The sequence below is a fragment of the Nannocystis exedens genome (assembly GCF_002343915.1).
In the GTDB taxonomy this organism is placed as follows: domain Bacteria; phylum Myxococcota_A; class Polyangia; order Nannocystales; family Nannocystaceae; genus Nannocystis; species Nannocystis exedens.
Genome location: NZ_NETK01000001.1, coordinates 9,356,782 through 9,373,246, shown reverse-complemented (window position 1 = coordinate 9,373,246; position 16,465 = coordinate 9,356,782). Strand labels below are relative to the sequence as shown.

11 protein-coding genes and 2 tRNA genes are annotated in these 16,465 nt (G+C 72.2%); 2 read left to right on the top strand and 11 right to left on the bottom strand.

Annotated elements, in window-relative coordinates; translation table 11 throughout:
• Positions 1-26: 26 nt before the first annotated feature.
• The 4 genes from NAEX_RS48835 to NAEX_RS36625 all read right to left on the bottom strand — a co-directional run bounded on the left by NAEX_RS48835 (position 27) and on the right by NAEX_RS36625 (position 6,773).
• Complete coding sequence (locus NAEX_RS48835) at positions 27-1,427, bottom strand: tetratricopeptide repeat protein (protein WP_143825700.1); 1,401 nt, start codon at positions 1,425-1,427, stop codon at positions 27-29.
• Entirely contained in the window at positions 1,415-4,216 is a 2,802-nt protein-coding gene (locus NAEX_RS36635) for a VIT domain-containing protein (protein ID WP_096332114.1), read from the bottom strand. Before NAEX_RS36635 ends, NAEX_RS48835 begins: the two co-directional genes overlap by 13 nt.
• Positions 4,217-4,318: 102 nt before the next feature.
• A complete protein-coding gene (udk, locus tag NAEX_RS36630; RefSeq protein WP_211302535.1) occupies positions 4,319-4,954 on the bottom strand; it encodes a uridine kinase in 636 nt (211 codons plus the stop codon).
• Between the two features lie 472 nt (positions 4,955-5,426).
• Positions 5,427-6,773, bottom strand: a complete 1,347-nt coding sequence (locus tag NAEX_RS36625) for a sigma-54-dependent transcriptional regulator (RefSeq protein WP_096332113.1) — start codon at positions 6,771-6,773, stop codon at positions 5,427-5,429.
• A 289-nt stretch (positions 6,774-7,062) separates the two neighbouring features.
• Here NAEX_RS36625 and NAEX_RS36620 point away from each other — a divergent pair, with 289 nt between their 5' ends.
• Positions 7,063-8,124, top strand: coding sequence for a sensor histidine kinase (locus NAEX_RS36620; RefSeq protein ID WP_096332112.1), 1,062 nt, complete (start codon positions 7,063-7,065; stop codon positions 8,122-8,124).
• Between the two features lie 167 nt (positions 8,125-8,291).
• Here NAEX_RS36620 and NAEX_RS36615 read toward each other — a convergent pair whose 3' ends face one another.
• Both NAEX_RS36615 and NAEX_RS36610 read right to left on the bottom strand, forming a co-directional pair.
• Positions 8,292-8,951 (bottom strand): c-type cytochrome, encoded by a 660-nt coding sequence (locus NAEX_RS36615; protein WP_096332111.1) that lies wholly within the window; start codon positions 8,949-8,951, stop codon positions 8,292-8,294.
• Between the two features lie 511 nt (positions 8,952-9,462).
• Entirely contained in the window at positions 9,463-10,851 is a 1,389-nt protein-coding gene (locus tag NAEX_RS36610) for an OmpA family protein (RefSeq protein ID WP_143825698.1), read from the bottom strand.
• 860 nt (positions 10,852-11,711) lie between these two features.
• Here NAEX_RS36610 and recA point away from each other — a divergent pair.
• A complete protein-coding gene (gene recA, locus NAEX_RS36605; RefSeq protein WP_096332109.1) occupies positions 11,712-12,782 on the top strand; it encodes a recombinase RecA in 1,071 nt (356 codons plus the stop codon).
• A gap of 599 nt (positions 12,783-13,381) precedes the next feature.
• On the opposite strand, the gene NAEX_RS36600 is transcribed toward recA, so the two are convergent.
• From NAEX_RS36600 to NAEX_RS36580, 5 genes are all read right to left on the bottom strand, one after another.
• Positions 13,382-13,804: an HNH endonuclease gene (locus NAEX_RS36600; protein WP_096332108.1), complete on the bottom strand. Its 423-nt coding sequence runs from the start codon at positions 13,802-13,804 to the stop codon at positions 13,382-13,384.
• Between the two features lie 45 nt (positions 13,805-13,849).
• The gene (locus NAEX_RS36595; RefSeq protein ID WP_096332107.1) at positions 13,850-14,062 is read right to left on the bottom strand and encodes a hypothetical protein; all 213 of its coding nucleotides are present in this window, start codon (positions 14,060-14,062) and stop codon (positions 13,850-13,852) included.
• Positions 14,063-14,076: 14 nt separating this feature from the next.
• Positions 14,077-14,149: transfer RNA gene (locus NAEX_RS36590), tRNA-Ala, on the bottom strand.
• Between the two features lie 21 nt (positions 14,150-14,170).
• Positions 14,171-14,243: transfer RNA gene (locus NAEX_RS36585), tRNA-Ala, on the bottom strand.
• A 1,008-nt stretch (positions 14,244-15,251) separates the two neighbouring features.
• A complete protein-coding gene (locus tag NAEX_RS36580) occupies positions 15,252-16,112 on the bottom strand; it encodes an SRPBCC family protein (protein ID WP_170136307.1) in 861 nt (286 codons plus the stop codon).
• Between the last annotated feature and the right edge of the window lie 353 nt (positions 16,113-16,465).

Here is a 16,465-nt window from a genome sequence, read left to right as displayed (position 1 = left end):
CTGTCCGCGTCCGCGTGCGACCGTGCTCACCCGCCGGCGTCCGCCACCGCGGCCGCTGCGGCGTCTCCGGCGGCGATCCGGCCGCTCTCACGCTCGACCTTGAACGCCTTGCCGTCGAAGTGCACGGTGATTCTTTCGTAGCTCACCGGCCTGCCGAGGGTGTGGCCCTGATGTCGGACCTGCAACGACGGCCCCCCGCCGGCCGGCAACTGCACGGCGAACAGCCCGGTGACCCCGGCGTCGGCGACGTCGCCCGCCAGCGGCGCCGACGGGTCGGCGGTGAGCGCGAGGCGCACGCCGAGGTCGTCCCACACGAGGAAGGTCCAGCTCGACGCGCCGGCGAACAGCTGCAGGCGCCCGAGCTCACGGGCCACGCCGGCCTCGGGGATCTTCGCGTCGGGCGCGGCCAGCAGGCGCGCCAGCAGCACGGCCGCGTGCAGGCGGGCGAACCGTCGCGGATCGTCGGCCCCCGGGCGCCCCTCGCCGGCCGCCACTTGCCGCAAGATCCGCAGCGCCTCGTCGACCCGCCCCGCGCCCGCCGCCGCGCGCGCGAGCCGGATCGACGCCGTCGGATCGTCGGGCCGGATCGTCACCAGGTCCTCGTACTGCCGGTAGGCCCGCTCGAACCACCCGTGGCGCAGGAAGATGTCGCCGAGCAGCGCGCGGCTCTGCGGGTTGTCGGGGTCGAACTCGACGATCTCCGAGAAGATCCGCTGGGCCTCGTCGACCTGCTCGTGGGCCACGAACACCTCGCCGATCTGCTGCGCCAGCACCGGCGTCATCAGCCCCTGCTCGCGCAGCGACCGACCGCGGGCCAGCGCCTCCTCGAGCTTGCCCTGCTCGCTCAGCAGCTGGATCAGGCGCCGCTCGCCCTGCGGGTCGCCCGGGCTGCGCTGCAGCGCCGCCTGCACGAGCTGCAGCCTGCGCGTCGGCGCGTCGTCGCCGACCACCAGTTGCAGCTGCCGATCGACGTCGTTCCAGTCGACCCCCGCGCCGAACATCTCCCGCTCGACCGCGCCGATCAGCCCCTGATCGACCAGCCGGCGCAGCAGCCCGCGCGCCAGGTAGTTGCGCGCGTCGGGCTCGCCGGCGAAGTGCCCGAGCAACAGGCCGATGTCGGCCTCGGTCGCCGCCCGCTCGTGCAGCAGCTGCAGGAACACCCGCTGATCCTTCCACCCCCCGATCTCGCAGCTCCCGGCCGCCGCCTCGTAGGCGTTGAGCGCCGAGAACATGTCCGATCGGTCAGCCAGCCGCTTCTGCCACAAGATCCGGCGGTGGGCCAGGCTGCGCGCAGCCGCGTCGGAGCACGGCAGCTTGAGCCCGCGCGGCACCGGCGAGACCGCCGGCGGCGGCGTCTTGGTCGGCGGGCGCGGGGACGCGTCGGCGCCGGGGTCGCGCCGGCCCCCGGACTTCGTCAGGGTCGACATGTCCTTCGAGCCACCTCCCCTGGCCGACGCCTTCTTGGCCGCCGACATGGGCTCGCTCGCGACTTCGTCCGGCGGCGCCTCCTCCATGGGCGCCATCTTCTCGGCCTCGCCCGCGTTGGCGAGCCCGCCCACCACGCCACCCGGGGCCACCGGCGCGGCCGACGGCGGCGGCGCCGGCTCGGGGCTCGGGGTGGCCGGGGCCTGCTGCGCGTCGGCGGGCGCGCTCGCCGGCGCCGGCGCCGACGCCGGCGGGGGCCGCTGGCGACCCGCTCCTCCGCCCGCGACGCCGGGGCGGAGTCGCCGGCGCGGTTGCAGCCGAACGGCGCGGCCGCGGCGGCCGCGATCATGCCGACGATCCGGCTGCTCATCGGTTCCTGTTCCTTGAGCCAGGTCGCGTCGGCGATCAGCTGCAGCCCGCCGAGCTGACGGCGGCGGCGCTGGATGCCCTGCTGGGCGTAGGCCGCCTCGCTGTCGAGCGCGAGGAACGAGGTGAACGGGGTCATGAGCCCGTACTCGAGCCCGAGCGCGAGGATCTTGCCGCGCACCGCCTCGAGCCCGCGGCTGTCGCCGAGCAGGCGCTCGACGTACGCGGCGGCCCACAGCTTGGGCACCATGCGGTCGAGCGAGCCGCCGACGTACGCGAGCGGGTACTCCTTGCTGAACGCCGAGCCGCCGAGCCGGCCCGAGATCGTGACCTTGTCGGGCAGGTCGTGGTGCGTGCGCGCCAGCAGCACCAGCTCTTGGCCGCGCGACAGCTTGCCGCCGGCGCTGATGAACACGTCGTCGAGGCCCTCGCCGAGGCCGAGCTCGAGGTCGGTGATCGTCGGGGTCTTGAGCGCGCCCGACAGCTCGAGCGCGCGCACCACCGCCTGCTCGGGCCCCTCGACTCGCAGCGACTCGCCGCCGCCGACGCGGGCCAGGCGGCCGAGCATCGCCGCGTCGATCTCCGCGCCGACGCCCACGGTGTAGAGCCGCGCGCGCGAGCCGGTCATCGACCGCCGCAGCCGCTCGGCCAGCGCCTCGCCGCTGCGCTCGCCCGAGGTCGCCAGGCCGTCCCCGACATAGACCACCGCCGGTTGCTCGAGCCCGTGCACGCGCGCCAGCGCCTGCTCGAAGATCGCCCCGAGGTCGGTCGCGCCGCCGGCCGCGTGCGCCGCCACCCGCTCGAGCGCCGCGCTGATCGCCTCCGGCGTCGCCTCCGCGAGCCCCTCTTCCGGATAGAGCACCTTCGCCGCGACGTCGGCGCTCATCACCGCGAACTTGTCGCCGGCCGACAGGCTGCGCAGCAGCGCCTCGGCCACCGCGAGCTTGGTCTGCTGCTCGGACGGGTCGCCGGCCGCCGAGGTGTCGACCACCACCACCACGTCACCGCGCGGCGCCGGCAGCGTCGCCATGTCGAGGTCGGGCGCGAAGCGGACCATCACGTAGCTGGCCTGATCGCCGCCCGCGCCGAAGCGATTGGCGCGCAGCGGCACCCGCGTCCGGTCCGGCTTGCGCGTCAGCTCGAGCTCGAAGTCGGCGCGCGGCGTGTAGCCCGAGCGGCGCATCGTCACCTGCCGGCCGTCGGTCGACACCCGCGCCTCGCCGAGCGTCGCCAGCTCGTAGTCTTGCTCGAGCCCGCCGCGCAGCTGCACCTCGAGCGAGAACTCCTCGATGCTGGCCGCCTCGCGCCCGCGCGGGGCCGCCAGCGGGTAGCTGTAGCGGCGCTTGCCCTCGCTCTCGACCATGAGCTGCTGGTAGCGCAGCACCACCCGCCGCTCGCCCGCCGGCGGCACCGGGTAGATGCGCGCCCGCACCGTGCGCGCGTCGATCCACTCGAGCAGCGCCGGATCGTTGTCGCGCCGCACCGCCGCCTCGTAGGTCGCCGCCGCCTGCTTGCGCTCGACGATCTCGCCCTCCACCAGCTGTCCATTGGTCTCGAGGGCGAAGCTGACCAAAAGGGCATCTTCGGGGACCGTGAACCAGTACCAGCCCTCGACCGCCGCGCTCGACGGGTTGAAGAACCGCTGATCGACCAGGGTCTCGGCGATCTCGTCCTCGAGCGCCACCCGCACCGTCTGCCGCTGGATCGACAGCGGCAGCGCCGGCGTCCCCGGCGGCGCCGCGCGATCGACCGCGTACAGCGCCCCCGAGCCCGCGCCCGCGCGGATGCCCCCGCCCGCGCGATCGCCCATGCCGCCGGTCCAGTCGTCCCAGAACGCCACCGGCTCGACCGACGGCGCCCCGCCCTTCACCGTCGCCCGCTCGCCGGCCTCGACCTCGGCGCGACCGCCGGCCGCGCTGACGATCGCCAGCCCCTCGGCGACGTAGACCTGCGCCTCACCTGACTCGAAGGACAGGCTCGCCCCGCCCGCCGACAGCGACACCTCCGCGTCGCCGACGGTGTGGACCACCGCCTTCTGGCCCTCCTCGAGCGGCGGCGCCTCGACCCAGATCTGGCCCGCCTGCAGGGCCACGCCGCCGGCGATCTTCACCTTCGTGCCGTCGCGCAGGAACACCCGCGAGCCGTCGCTCAGGCGGACCAGCGCGCGGGCACCTGGCCCTGTGGACAGCTCGGCCGTCTCCGGCAGCGGCGTGCGCGACAACAGCCGCTCGCTGCCCGACGCGGTGGTCAGCAGCACCTCGCCCGCGGCCAGCTCGAGGTTGGCGCCGAGCCGCTCCGACTGCACCGGCGGCGGCTTCTTCCACGGCTTGACGATCGCGAGCGCGGTCGCCGAACCGACCGCCAGCAGGAGCACTCCGAGACCGAGCCAGCGCTTGTTGCGAGAGGATGCGAAGAAGCCCGCCACGGTGGAGCAGGATGGCACAGCGCCGCCGACCACGTCGACCGACGCCTCGCTTGCGAACAGCGTTCACCTGCCGTCGATTTTCGCGCCTCGCGGCCGGCTCGATTATCGCGCGTCGCGGCGGCTCTGCTCGATCACGCTGCGCAGCTTCGACACCACCAGGTCGAGCGCGACGCGGTTGTCCCCGCCCTCGGGGATGATGAGGTCCGCGCGGCGCTTCGACGGCTCGACGAACTGCAGGTGCATCGGTCGCACGTGGCGGTAGTACTGCTCGCGCACGGCCTCGAAGGTGCGCCCGCGCTGCTCGATGTCGCGGCGGATCCGGCGGAAGATGCGGATGTCGGGGTCGGTGTCGACGAACAGCTTGATGTCGAGCTCCGAGCGCAGGCGCTGGTCGACCAGCACCATGATGCCCTCGACGATCACCACCGGCGTCGACTCGACCCACCGCGGCTCGGGCAGCCGGCGGTGCGTCTTGAAGTCGTACGCCGGCACCGCGACGCGGCGCCCGGCCTTGAGCGCGACGATGTGCTCGACCAGCAGCTCCGTCTCGAGCGACTCGGGGTGGTCGAAGTTGATGTGACAGCGCTCCTCGTACGTGAGGTCGGCGCGGTCGCGGTAATACGCGTCGTGCTCGATGATCGTGACGCCTTCGGGTGGAAGAGAGTCGGCGATCTTGCGCGCCACGGTCGTCTTGCCCGATCCGCTGCCGCCAGCGATCCCGATGATCATCGAGCTCATGCGGCGGACCGTAGCACGCCGCGCGCCTTCGCGCATTTCGCGCGCATGCTGTCGCGCGTGCGGGACCGCCGTGAGCTAGCCTCGCGCCGACGCGTCGCGGGTGACCTTTCGGCGGCGCAGCAAATCGACCACCACGCCCGCGCGGCCGCGTCATCTCGCGGCCGCGACGCCTCGCGCGCGTGCTCGTGATCACCGCGTCGTCGCCGGACCCTGCCGGCCTCGGCCGCGCGACGCAGCGAGGCAGCCGTCGAGATCCCGGCGCGGCCGTCGCCACGAACAAGTGGACGGACACCTGCCCTCTCGAGCCTCGCACGCCAGGTCCGGCCCAGCCCTCGCGGGCTCGTGCGACCGTTCGCCGGGCGCTTGCCGGCCGCATGTCCGAGAGGACATGGCACGACGGACATGCCCGAAGGTGAAGGAAGCTCGCAGCCCTGCTGCGCCGAGGATCATCCGCGCGGCGCGCCGAGCACCGCTAGCTGCCGCGGCGCAGCCCGTACTTCTCCATCCGGTACGACAGCACGTGCCGCGGCACCCGCAGGTAGGCCGCGGCCTGCGTGATGTTGCCGCGCTTTAGCGCCAGCACGCGCTCGATCACCCGCTTCTCGAGATCGACCAGCGACAGCCCGTCCTCTGGCAGCGCCGGCAGCCACTCGTCGCCGCCGGCCGCGACCGCCGGCGCCGCGGCCGTCCGCGGCGGCAGATCCTCGAGCCGCAGCACGTCGCCCGCGCACAGGATCACCGCCCGCTCGCACGCGTTCTCGAGCTCGCGCACGTTCCCGGGCCATGTCCGAGAGGACATATCCGCCAGCACATCCTCCGGGATCTCGACGTCGCGCCCGCCGGCGAAGCGGGCCACGAAGTGCCGCACCAGCTGCGGGATGTCCTCCACGCGCTCGCGCAGCGGCGGCAGCTCGATCTCCACCACCCGCAGGCGGTACAGCAGGTCGCCGCGGAGGTCGCCCGGGTCGCGGTTGGTCGCCGCGATCACGCGCACGTCGACCGGCACCGGCACGTCGCTGCCGACGACGTCGACCACCCGCTCCTGCAGCACGCGCAGCAGCTTGGCCTGCAGCGGCGGCGGCAGCTCGGCCACCTCGTCGAGGAACAGCGTGCCGCCGTCGGCCTGGCGGAACCGGCCGGGGCGGTCGCGCAGGGCCCCGCTGAAGGCCCCGCGCACGTGGCCGAACAGCTCCGACTCGAGCAGCTCGGCCGGGATCGCCGCGCAGTTGACGGCCACGAACGGACCCGCGTGCCGCGGGCTGCGGGCGTGGATCCGGCGGGCGATCAGCTCCTTGCCGGTCCCGCTCTCGCCGGTGACGAGCACCGGCGCGGCGGCCCGGGCCACGCGATCGGCGAGGTCGAGCGCGCGCGCCATCGCCGGCGAGCGGCCGACGATCGGCCGCTCGACCCCGGCGACCTGGCGCTGCAGGTGGAGCAGCTCGGCCCGCATGCGCCCGCGCTCGAGCGCCTTGGCCACCGTCAACAGCAGGTGCTCGCGGTGAAACGGCTTGCCGATGAAGTCGAACGCGCCCGCCTTCATCGCCGCGACCGCCAGGTCGACGTCGCCGTAGGCCGTGATCACCAGCACCGGCGTCTCCGGCGAGCGCGCCCGGATCTCCCGCAGCACCTCGAGCCCGCCGACGTTCGGCATCTTGACGTCGGTGATGACCACCGCGTGCCGCTCGGGGTCGAACCGCCGCAGCCCCTCGGCGCCGTCGCGCGCCCCGTCGACCGCGTAGCCGGCCTTGCGCAGGTTGAACAGCCCGAGCTCGCGACCCGAGTCGTCGTCCTCGATGAAGAGCAGCGCCTCTCCCGCCATGTCGCCCGCAGCCTAGCCGACCGCGCGGAGGCCCGCTCGCCCTCGCGCGGCCGCTCACGCGCCGCGAGGTCCTGGCCCGCTCGCCGGCCGACCGCTGGGCCCGCCTGCTCGCCGTCACCCCGCCGGATATTGACTTCCCCGCCCGGGCCGGGGACACCGGGGAGGCGTGACCGCCCCGTCCACCTCTCGCGCCGCCGGTCGGCCCGCCGGCGCGCGCGAGCCATCGGACATGCCCGATCGGTCCGGTCCTGCAGAACATGTTTTGAGCGACATTCCCGAAGAGCCATCCATGTTCTCGCCGCGCGCCTTCGTCCGCGTATGGCTGCCGATCGCCGCGTTCACCGCCCTGCACTACGGCACCGGCATGGAGCACGACTGGGCCCACGACGTGCTGCGGCGCATGTACTACTTGCCGATCGTGCTGGCCGCCTTCGATCACGGCCTGCGTGGCGGTCTGCTCGCGGCCGCCGTGTCCTCGCTGGTCTACCTGCCGCACGCCTTCTCGCTGTCGCCCGGGCACCACCACGATCCCGGCGGCGGCGTCGACAAGGCGCTCGAGGTGCTGCTCTACAACCTCGTCGGCGCGACCGCCGGCCTCCTCGCCGACCGCGAGCGCAGCCGCCGGCGCGAGCTCCAGCGGGCCCTGGCCGATCAGCAGCGGCTCACCCGCGAGCTCGTGCGCGCCGGTCGTCTCTCGGCCCTCGGCGAGGTCGTCGCCGGCCTCGCCCACGAGATCAAGAACCCGCTGCACGCGCTCGCCGGCACCGCCGAGGTCGTCGGCCCGCTCATCCCGCCCGACGCCGACGAGCGGCGCATGTGGGACATCCACGTCGCCGAGCTCGGCCGGCTGTCGCGCCTCGCCGAGCGCTACCTGTCGTTCGCCCGCCCGAGCCCGAGCGAGCTCGTCGCCCTCGATCTCCGCCGCGTCGCCGAGCAGGTCGCCGAGCTGTGCGTCGCCGAGGCCCGGGGCAAGCGCGTCGAGGTCGAGCTCGACCTGCCCGACACCCCCGTCGACATCCGCGGCGACCGCGACCAACTGGCCAGCCTCGGCCTCCACATCGCCGTCAACGCCCTGCGCGCCATCGCCTCGACCGGACGCCCCGGGCGCCTGCGGATCGCCGCCCGCATCGACGGCGACCACGCGCTCCTCGTCCTCGACAACGACGGCCCGCCGCTGACCGAGACCGAGCGCAAGCAGCTGTTCACGCCCTTCTACAGCGGCGACGCCCAGGGCACCGGCCTCGGCCTGGCGATCGCCGCCCGCGTCGCCGACCAGCACGGCGGCAGCATCGACGCCGAAAACGCCGGCCTCGGCGTGCGCTTCACCTTGCGCCTGCCGCGGCTCGCGTGAGCGCCGGGACAGCGGGGGCTCTGCCTCGCGGCGACGTCCTGGCCGACCGAGACATGGTCCGAACACCATGTCCCTGAATGCTGCAGGCGCCCGCGATCGGGGGCCTGATTTCGCGAACATGGCGCCCGGGACATGCCCCGAGCGCCATGTCCGTTCAGCCAGCGCGACTACATCTTCTTGACGTAGGCGGCGACCGCGTCGATCTCTTCCTTCGACAGCTTGTCCTTGAACGCCTTCATCTTGGTGCCGTCGACGCCGTCGGTGATCGCCTTGACCACCGCGGCCTTGCTGTGCTTGCTCTGCCAGTCCTTCGCGGACATGTCGGGGATGTTGTTCTTCTTCTGCGCCTCGGCGCCCTTGCCGTCGGCCGCGTGGCAGACCTTGCACTTCGCGTCGTAGAGCGCCTTGGCGTCGATCTTCGCCGAGGCGTCCTCGGTCTTCTTCGGCTCGGTCTTCTTCGGCTCGGTCTTCTTCGCATCGGTCGCCGGGGCCTTCGCGTCGCCCTCGGGCGCCTTCGCGTCACCCTCCGGCGCCTTCGCGTCGCCCTCCGGCGCCTTCGCGTCACCCTCGGCCGCCTTCGCGTCCGCCGCCGCCTTCGCGTCCTCGGCCGCCTTCGCGTCCGCCGCCGCCTTCGCGTCCGCTGCCGCCTTCGCGTCCGCCGCCGCCTTCGCGTCCGCCGCCGCCTTCGCGTCGTCGGCCTTGGCCTCGACCTTCTTCTCCTCGACCTTCTTCTCCTCGGTCTTTTGGCCGCTGTCGCAGGCGACCAGCGCCACGGCGGCGCACAGGCCGACGTTGCGGGTGATTCTCAGGACGGTCTTCAGGGTCATGTTCGCTCTCCTTATCGGCCCGCGGAGCTGTCCCGGAGGGGGCCAGGGCCGCGAATCGTACCGAAGCGTGGCCAACGCGACAAGTTGCCGCGCGAGCGCGCGAACGCGCCGCCGCCGCGACACACGAGATTCGCCCTGCGCGTCGCTGCCCTCGGCATCGTGGGCGAAGACCTCGCAGCGAGGTCGAAGCTCGCGTGTCGTCGCGACGGCGACCGTCGGCCGCCGCGTCACCGCCCTGCGACGAGCCGCCTTCCGCGAGCGCCGCGAGCGGCCGCCACCGCGTCATGCTGCTGGGAACGAGCGGCCTTTCCGAGCGCCGCTCGCATCGTCCGCGTCACGACCTGCGACGAGCAGCTTCAACGATCTCACCCGCATCGCGTCCGCAGCGACGACTCGCTTCACCCGCTCGGCCGCACCGTTTGGCTCCGCGAGCCCGAAACGGCGAAGGCCGCCGCGAGCGAGCTCGGGGCGGCCTTCTCCTTCGCGCCGGCCGATAGCCGGCACGCGCGGATCACTGCACGAGGATCGTGAACTCGATGCGGCGGTTCTTGGCGCGACCGGCCGCGGTCTTGTTGGTGTCGACCGGCTCATCCATGCCCGCGCCGCGCGACTCGATGCGGGCGCTGTCGATGCCGTGCTCGACCAGGTAGTCCTTGACGGCCGCGGCGCGCTTGCCCGAGAGCACCTTGTTGTACTCCGGCGAGCCGGTGCTGTCGGTGTGACCCGAGATCTCGATGCGGATCGACGGGAACTCCTTGAGCACCGCGACCGCGCGGTCGAGGACCGGCCGCGACTTCGGCTTGATCGTCGCCTTGTCGAGGTCGAAGTAGATGCCCTTGATCGTGCCGGTGAACTTGGCGAGGGCCGTCGGGATCTCGTCGGGGCAACCGTCCTCGTCCTGGTAACCGTTGCGCGTCTCGGGCTGGGTCGGGCACTTGTCGTCGGGATCGAGGATGCCGTCGCCGTCGGTGTCCGGGATCGGGCAGCCGTCGGGCTCGACGCCCGGATCGTCGGGGCACTTGTCGACGATGTCGAGGAAGCCGTCGCCGTCGCGGTCCTTGAGCGGGCAGCCGTCAGGCGCGACGCCGGGGACATCCGGGCAGGCGTCCTGGCTGTCCATGAAGCCGTCGCCGTCACGGTCGCGCTCGGGGCAGCCGTCGGGCGCGATGCCCGGCTCGAACGGACAGGAGTCGGCGTTGTCGAGGAAGCCGTCGCCGTCGCTGTCCTTCTCGGCCGCCGGCGCCTTCTTCTTGCGGTTCAGCGTCAGCGACAGGCCGAGCAGCACCTCGGGGTAGATGACCGCGCCGTTGTCGACGCGGAGGCGGGCCGCGACGACGTTGCGGACGTCGAGGCGCAGCATCGCGTAATGCGAGATGTAGTACTTGACGCCGCCGCCGTAGTGCGTCGACTCGTCGATGTCGTTGCCGAGCGCGCCGGTGGTCCCGATCGCGCCGCCGCCGACCAGGATGAACGGAGTGATGCGCCAGAACGGGATCTGGCCGATCAGGTGGGCGCGGAAGTTGAACAGGATCGCCCGCGTGTCCGACGAGCTGGTGTTGGTGATGTGGGTCGGCATCACGCCGCCCTCGATCTCACCGCCGAGGAAGCTGAGCGGGTAGTACGCGAAGCGGGCCCCGATCTCGGGCGCGACCTTGCGGTACGGCTTCCAGAACTCCTCGCCGCCCGACTGCAGCGACTGCAGCTGGCGCACCGGGTCGAACAGCTCGTGGGCCGAGCCTCCCGGCATGAAGATACCGCCGAAGATGCCCAGCTCGAACATGTTGCGCTCGGGCCGACAGCGCCTGATCCACTTGACGCTGGTGTCGTTCTGACACTTGTCGCCCGACTTCTTCGCCTTCTTCCCGCTCGACCCGCCGCTCGCCTTCGCATCGGTCTTCACACCCGAGGTGTCGGCCGAGATCGAAGCGCCTGCCGAGGGCCCTTCGGGCGCCGGGGTCGCTGCGGCCGGGGCGGGCTCGGCCGCAGGCGCCGCGGCGTCACCGGCCGGCTGAGCCGCGAGCGCGGGCGTCGCTACGAGCCCAGCGACCAGGGCAGCTCCGAGTCGGATTGAAAAGCGATTCATCTGTCGTCTCTCCTCGAGGGAAAACCGGAACACGCCGCGCGACCCGGGCGCGTGCTCGGAGTGGGGGGACCGCAAGGTGGTGGGTCGAGTGCTGTGCGTCGAGTCGCTCACGCGATGGGGAACTGGGGGGTCGGGCAACTCACCACGAGGGCTTCGCCCTCGGCTCTGTCGTTTATGGCACACCGAGGCCCCGGGTGTGAACCCACCCTGCGGGCGTTGCAACACCCAACCGGGCGGTCAGGTTGTCGCACACAATCGAGGAACACGCGAAAAGGCGGTGAAATCCTGGGCATCGCGACCCCGTCCCGGCCGAGCCTGCACGCCGCTTGCCAGTGGCCGTCTGGGGGCCCCGGGACCCGGGTAGACGCGGTTCCTTCGCGGTTCGCACCAGCTCTGCGCGGCGGAGCGGACGGAGACCAGCGGGGACAATCCCCGACCTGAAACTACCAACCGCGATCCGCGCCAGACCTTTCGGACAGCTCAGAAATCCGCGGCGAAGATCGCCCGAGTCGCGGCGCGCCAACCCACGGATAGCAACCGTAAATTGCCCCGGCCAGCCCGCGGGACAGCGGCCCACGCGAGTGTCCAACCGATGGGCCATGTCCCGAGGGGCATGACCTCAAGTGCTCGCAACTCTTGCGAGCGAGCGCGGCACGAGGACCGCAAGGACGAGCGGCATGGCAAGCCAACGCTCTACCGCAACTCCCCTCGTCGTCCACGAACACCGCGTCACCCTGCAGAAGGCCATCGACAGCATCGTCCAGCGCTTCGGCAAGGGCGCCATCATGGCCCTGGGCGGCGACCCCGGCGACCGTCAGTCCTTCGACGTCGTGTCGACCGGCTCGCTCAACCTCGACCGCGCCCTCGGCGTCGGCGGCCTGCCGCGCGGGCGGATCGTCGAGATCTACGGCCCCGAGTCGTCGGGCAAGACGACCCTCATGCTGCACGCGATCGCCGAGGCCCAGCGGCAGAAGCTCGCGTGCGCCTTCATCGACGCCGAGCACGCGCTCGACGTCAAGTACGCCCAGCGCCTCGGCGTGCGCCTGGAGGACCTGCTCATCTCCCAGCCCGACTGCGGCGAACAGGCGCTCGACATCGTCGACACCCTCGCGCGCACCGGCGGCATGGGCCTCATCGTCATCGACTCGGTCGCCGCTCTGATCCCGCGCGCCGAGCTCGAGGGCGACATGGGCGACCAGCACCTCGGCCTGCAGGCCCGCCTCATGAGCCAGGCGATGAGAAAGATCGCCGGCATCGCTTTCACCACCAACACCCTCGTCGTCTTCATCAACCAGCTGCGCCACAAGATCGGCGTCACCTTCGGCTCGCCCGAGACCACCACCGGCGGCAACGCCCTCAAGTACTTCGCCAGCGTCCGCCTCGACATCCGCCGGATCGCCACCGTGCGCGACGGCGAGGACGCGGTCGCCAACCGCTGCCGCGTCAAGGTCGTCAAGAACAAGTGCGCGCCGCCGTTCACCGAGGCGCAGTTCGAGATCGCCTTCGGCACCGGCATCGACCGCGACGCCGAGATCCTCGACTGGGCGCTGGCCCGCAGCGTCATCACCAAGGCGGGCAGCTGGTTCTCGCTCGGCGACACCCGCGTCGGCCAGGGCCGCGCCGCCGCGCTCGAGTGGCTGCGCACGCACCCCGCCGAGCGCGACAACCTGCTGGCCCGGGCCATGACCGACCTCGCCATGCCCAGCTCGGGCGAGTCGTCCGAGGAGGAGGAAGCCCGCGCGGCCTGAGGCAACGCAACCCGCGGGCGAAGGTCAGCGCCGGGCAGACCTTGGCCCGCGGCGGGCGACCGCGCCGACGCGAGCCCGCTGTCCGGGGCGTCGCCTGCCGAGCAGAGGTCAGCCCCGCTTTCAAAACATGAGCGGGCGGAGCTCTCCGCGACCCGCCCGGGCGGCCGCGCCGACGCGAACGAGCCCGCCGCCTGACGCATCTCCTGAAAAACATGAGCGAGCGGAGCTCTCCGCGACCCGCCCAGGCGGCCGCGTCGACGCGAACGGGCTCCGCCCGACGCATGGCCTGAAACACATGAGCGAGCGGAGCTCTCGCGACCCGCCCAGGCGGCCGCGCCGACGCGAACGAGCTCGCCGCCCCCGAGGCATGGCCTGAAACACATGAGCGGGCGGAGCTCTCGCGACCCGCCCAGGCGGCCGCGCCGACGCGAACGAGCCCGCCGCCCGACGAGTGGCCTGACCGGACCGCGCCGGCGACCGCGCCGACGCGCGAGCCGGCGCCCGGGACATCACCTGCCGAGCGAAGGGCTCCGCTCTCGCGCGCAAAAAACAAGAGCGGGTGGAGGCATCGCCTCCGCCCGCTCACCCTCGCGGCTCATTCACGCCACCTGCAGCTCGCGCTCGAGCAAGAACTTCCACAGCGGCTTGTTGCTCTTGCGCGCGTTGCACGGCCGGCAGCACGGCACCAGGTTGTCCGGCTCGTTGCCCCCGCCGCGCGAGCGCGGGATCACGTGGTCCCGGGTCACGCTGCGCCGGGTCAACCGCGCGTTGCAGTACGCGCAGAAGATCAGCACGTTCCACTCGTAGAAGCGGAACTCTCGCGTGAAGCACGGGTCCAGCCGGCCTCGAATCACGTCGGCGACGGACGCCTTGACGAACTTGCTCATGTCCCGGAACCGGCCCAGACGCCCGTCACCCTTGCGCAGCGCCTTCCGACGGAGATGCCGCGCCAGATAGAAATCGGGGCCCCGCTCCGGGCGGGTACACAAGGTGTCGTAGTGGTTTTTGATCAGCGACTGCATGGCTCTCCTCCCCCTCTCACGGCTCGCGTGTCACCGGCGTGGATCTCAATCGACGTAGGTGAGCGTGCTCCACGTCGGCACGGCCACCGCCCCGCTCGCGCGGAACTCGACCATCGCCTCGACCTCCATGTCCTCGCCCGCGAGGCGGACGCGGTCGCCCGCGCGGATGCACAGCTCGCCGAGCCGATGCACGGTCAAGGGGATCCGGATGCAATGATCCAGAGTCCGGTCGTTCAAGTTGGCCTCGATCGTACGCATACTCTCCTCCTCAGTGGACAAGGCGGGGTTCGAACCCGCGACCTCCGCGCTGCCAGCGCGGCGCTCTCCCGGCTGAGCTACAAGCCCGGAACGAACACAATCTCTCGATGGAGAAGGTCGGACTCGAACCGACGACCTCCTGCGTGCGAAGCAGGCGCTCTCCCAACTGAGCTACGACCCCGTTGTCCGGCGCGTCCCCGCACCGTCGCGCACTCACCGTCGAACGACCGACGCCGACCTACGGTCCGTCGATTCGTGCCGTGCGACGATTCGCCCGATCGCATTGGCGACATGCCCGAACAGACATGTCATGGCAATCGTCGCGTCACCCGAAATCGGGCGACCCGTCGAACGCTTCGAGCATCCCGGCCGCGACGTCGGATCGCGGTCGACACACCGACCGATGCCTCGGGCTCGGGCTACCGCGCAGCGGCGGCGCTTCAGGCCGGATACGCGAGCAAGCGCTGGAAACTACGTCCAGACCATCCCGCGCGATCGGCCAGCCGATCGGCTGCATGACCCGCCGAGAGCTCCACCGCCGGCATCATCGGTTCGGCTGTGGGATTCTGGGGGATCGTGCAGGGAAGGATGTCGTGGACGGGACGCATGGCGCTTACCTCATGAATGCCCGCAACACTACCAGCCGCGCGACGACCCTGTCAAGCACAGTGCAATAAAAAAGTCTGGCGACACATCGCAATCATCACAGCTCCGCGTCGACCCCCGCCGACCTGGCGGCCCGCCGGTTCAATCACCGCAGGTCGGCGCGCGCCCCCGCGCCCGCAGGGCGGGCCTGTCACTCCATGACCCCTCGCCGAAGCACCGCAGCTCCGGCCCAACGCCGCCCATTTCCGGCCCGAGCGATGGAAGGCCCGGCGCCGAGGCACCAGCCTCACCCCCCGCCGCGCGCCGAGCATGACCCCGCTCGCCGAGGTCGAACCGATGACCATGCATGTCGACCTCGTTCGGTTCGCCCATCGTTTCAGGAGGAGCCCAGCCGCCGAGGTACCGGTCTGCCCCTCGCGCCCCGCACCGAGCACGAACCAAGATCGCCGAGGTCGAGACGCGACGCGGTGCATCTCGACCTCGGCCGGTTCCCCCAACGGTTCAAGACCGTGCCGCGGATCGGCGATGACGTGTCGGACTCGACTTCCGCGAGTCCGACGTTCACCCGGCCGACGCCACGGCCTCAGTACCGCCCCGGTGGGTCGCTGGCCGGGAACGACTCGTCGGACTCGAAGTCGACGCGGTCCTGGAACGACGCGCGGCGCTCCTCGTCGACGCGCTGGCGCGACTGGGCGAGCGCGGGCTCCCGCTGCCACTCGCCCGGCGCATCGGCGACACTCTCCTGCTCGCTCGCACGCTCGGTGCGCCACTCGAGGATCTGCTTGAGCCGGGCGAGGTCGCGGCACAGCGCGTGCTGCGGGTCGCGACCGATGAGTCGCGCGACCCAGGCCCCGAGTTCGCCGGCCACGGGCTCCTGATACAGCCGCACCCACACCTCGGTCCCGCCCGAGGACGTCGCGTGGAACTCGACGCAGCCCTCGAACGGCCGGGCCGCCCCCTCGCGTGAGCGCCACGCGACCCGCTGGCGCTCGATGTCCTGCGTCACCTCGACCTCGACCTCGACCGGTCGCCCGAACGGCCCCTCGGCCAGCCAGGTCCAGCCGCCGCGGTCGAGCCGCGACACGCGGATCACGTCGGCCATGAATTGCGGCAGGTTTTGAAAGCGGCGCCAGAACGCGTACACCTCGCCGGCGGGCCGATCGATCGTCACCGCGGCCTCGGCCACTAGGGCGCGGCCGGGATCGACGCCGGGGTACGGCGCGCCGGGGCGCTCGGTGTCGATCTGCATCGCCCTGTAGAACACGCTCTGTCCGGTCACGCCGCGGCGCATCAGCGAGCCTCCGGCCAGCGCGACCACCAGGGAGAGCGGCCACCGGCGCGCCCGCACCAGTCCCCACGCGACCATCCAGGCCCCCGCCAGCAGCGACGCAGCACGCTCGCGCTGACCGACATTCTGCGCGCAGACCGTGTCTGCGCCTCGCATGCATGAGCTCGAATTCTCCATCGCGGGCCTCCGCCGAGTACATGGACGCCATCGCCCCGTCGCGCCAGCGGTCGCGGCGTTTTCCTCGCCCTCGCGCGCCCTCACGGTCGAGCTCGCCCGGCAGCCGCCGAGTCACCCGTCGCCTCGTCGCACGCCTCGCCGCGACCTCGCAGCCAGACGCAGCACCGCCCGCCGCGAGCGCCGTCGCCGGCTGTCCGTCCGGTCAGGTCACGCTCGCGCCCGCACGACCGCCACCGACGAGTCTGCGCCGCGTCGCAGCCGAGCCCCTCGGAACCCTCGCCGGCGCGAGCCTCGCGAGAGCTCCCCCGAGTTCCCCCGCAAGCGCCCCCGCG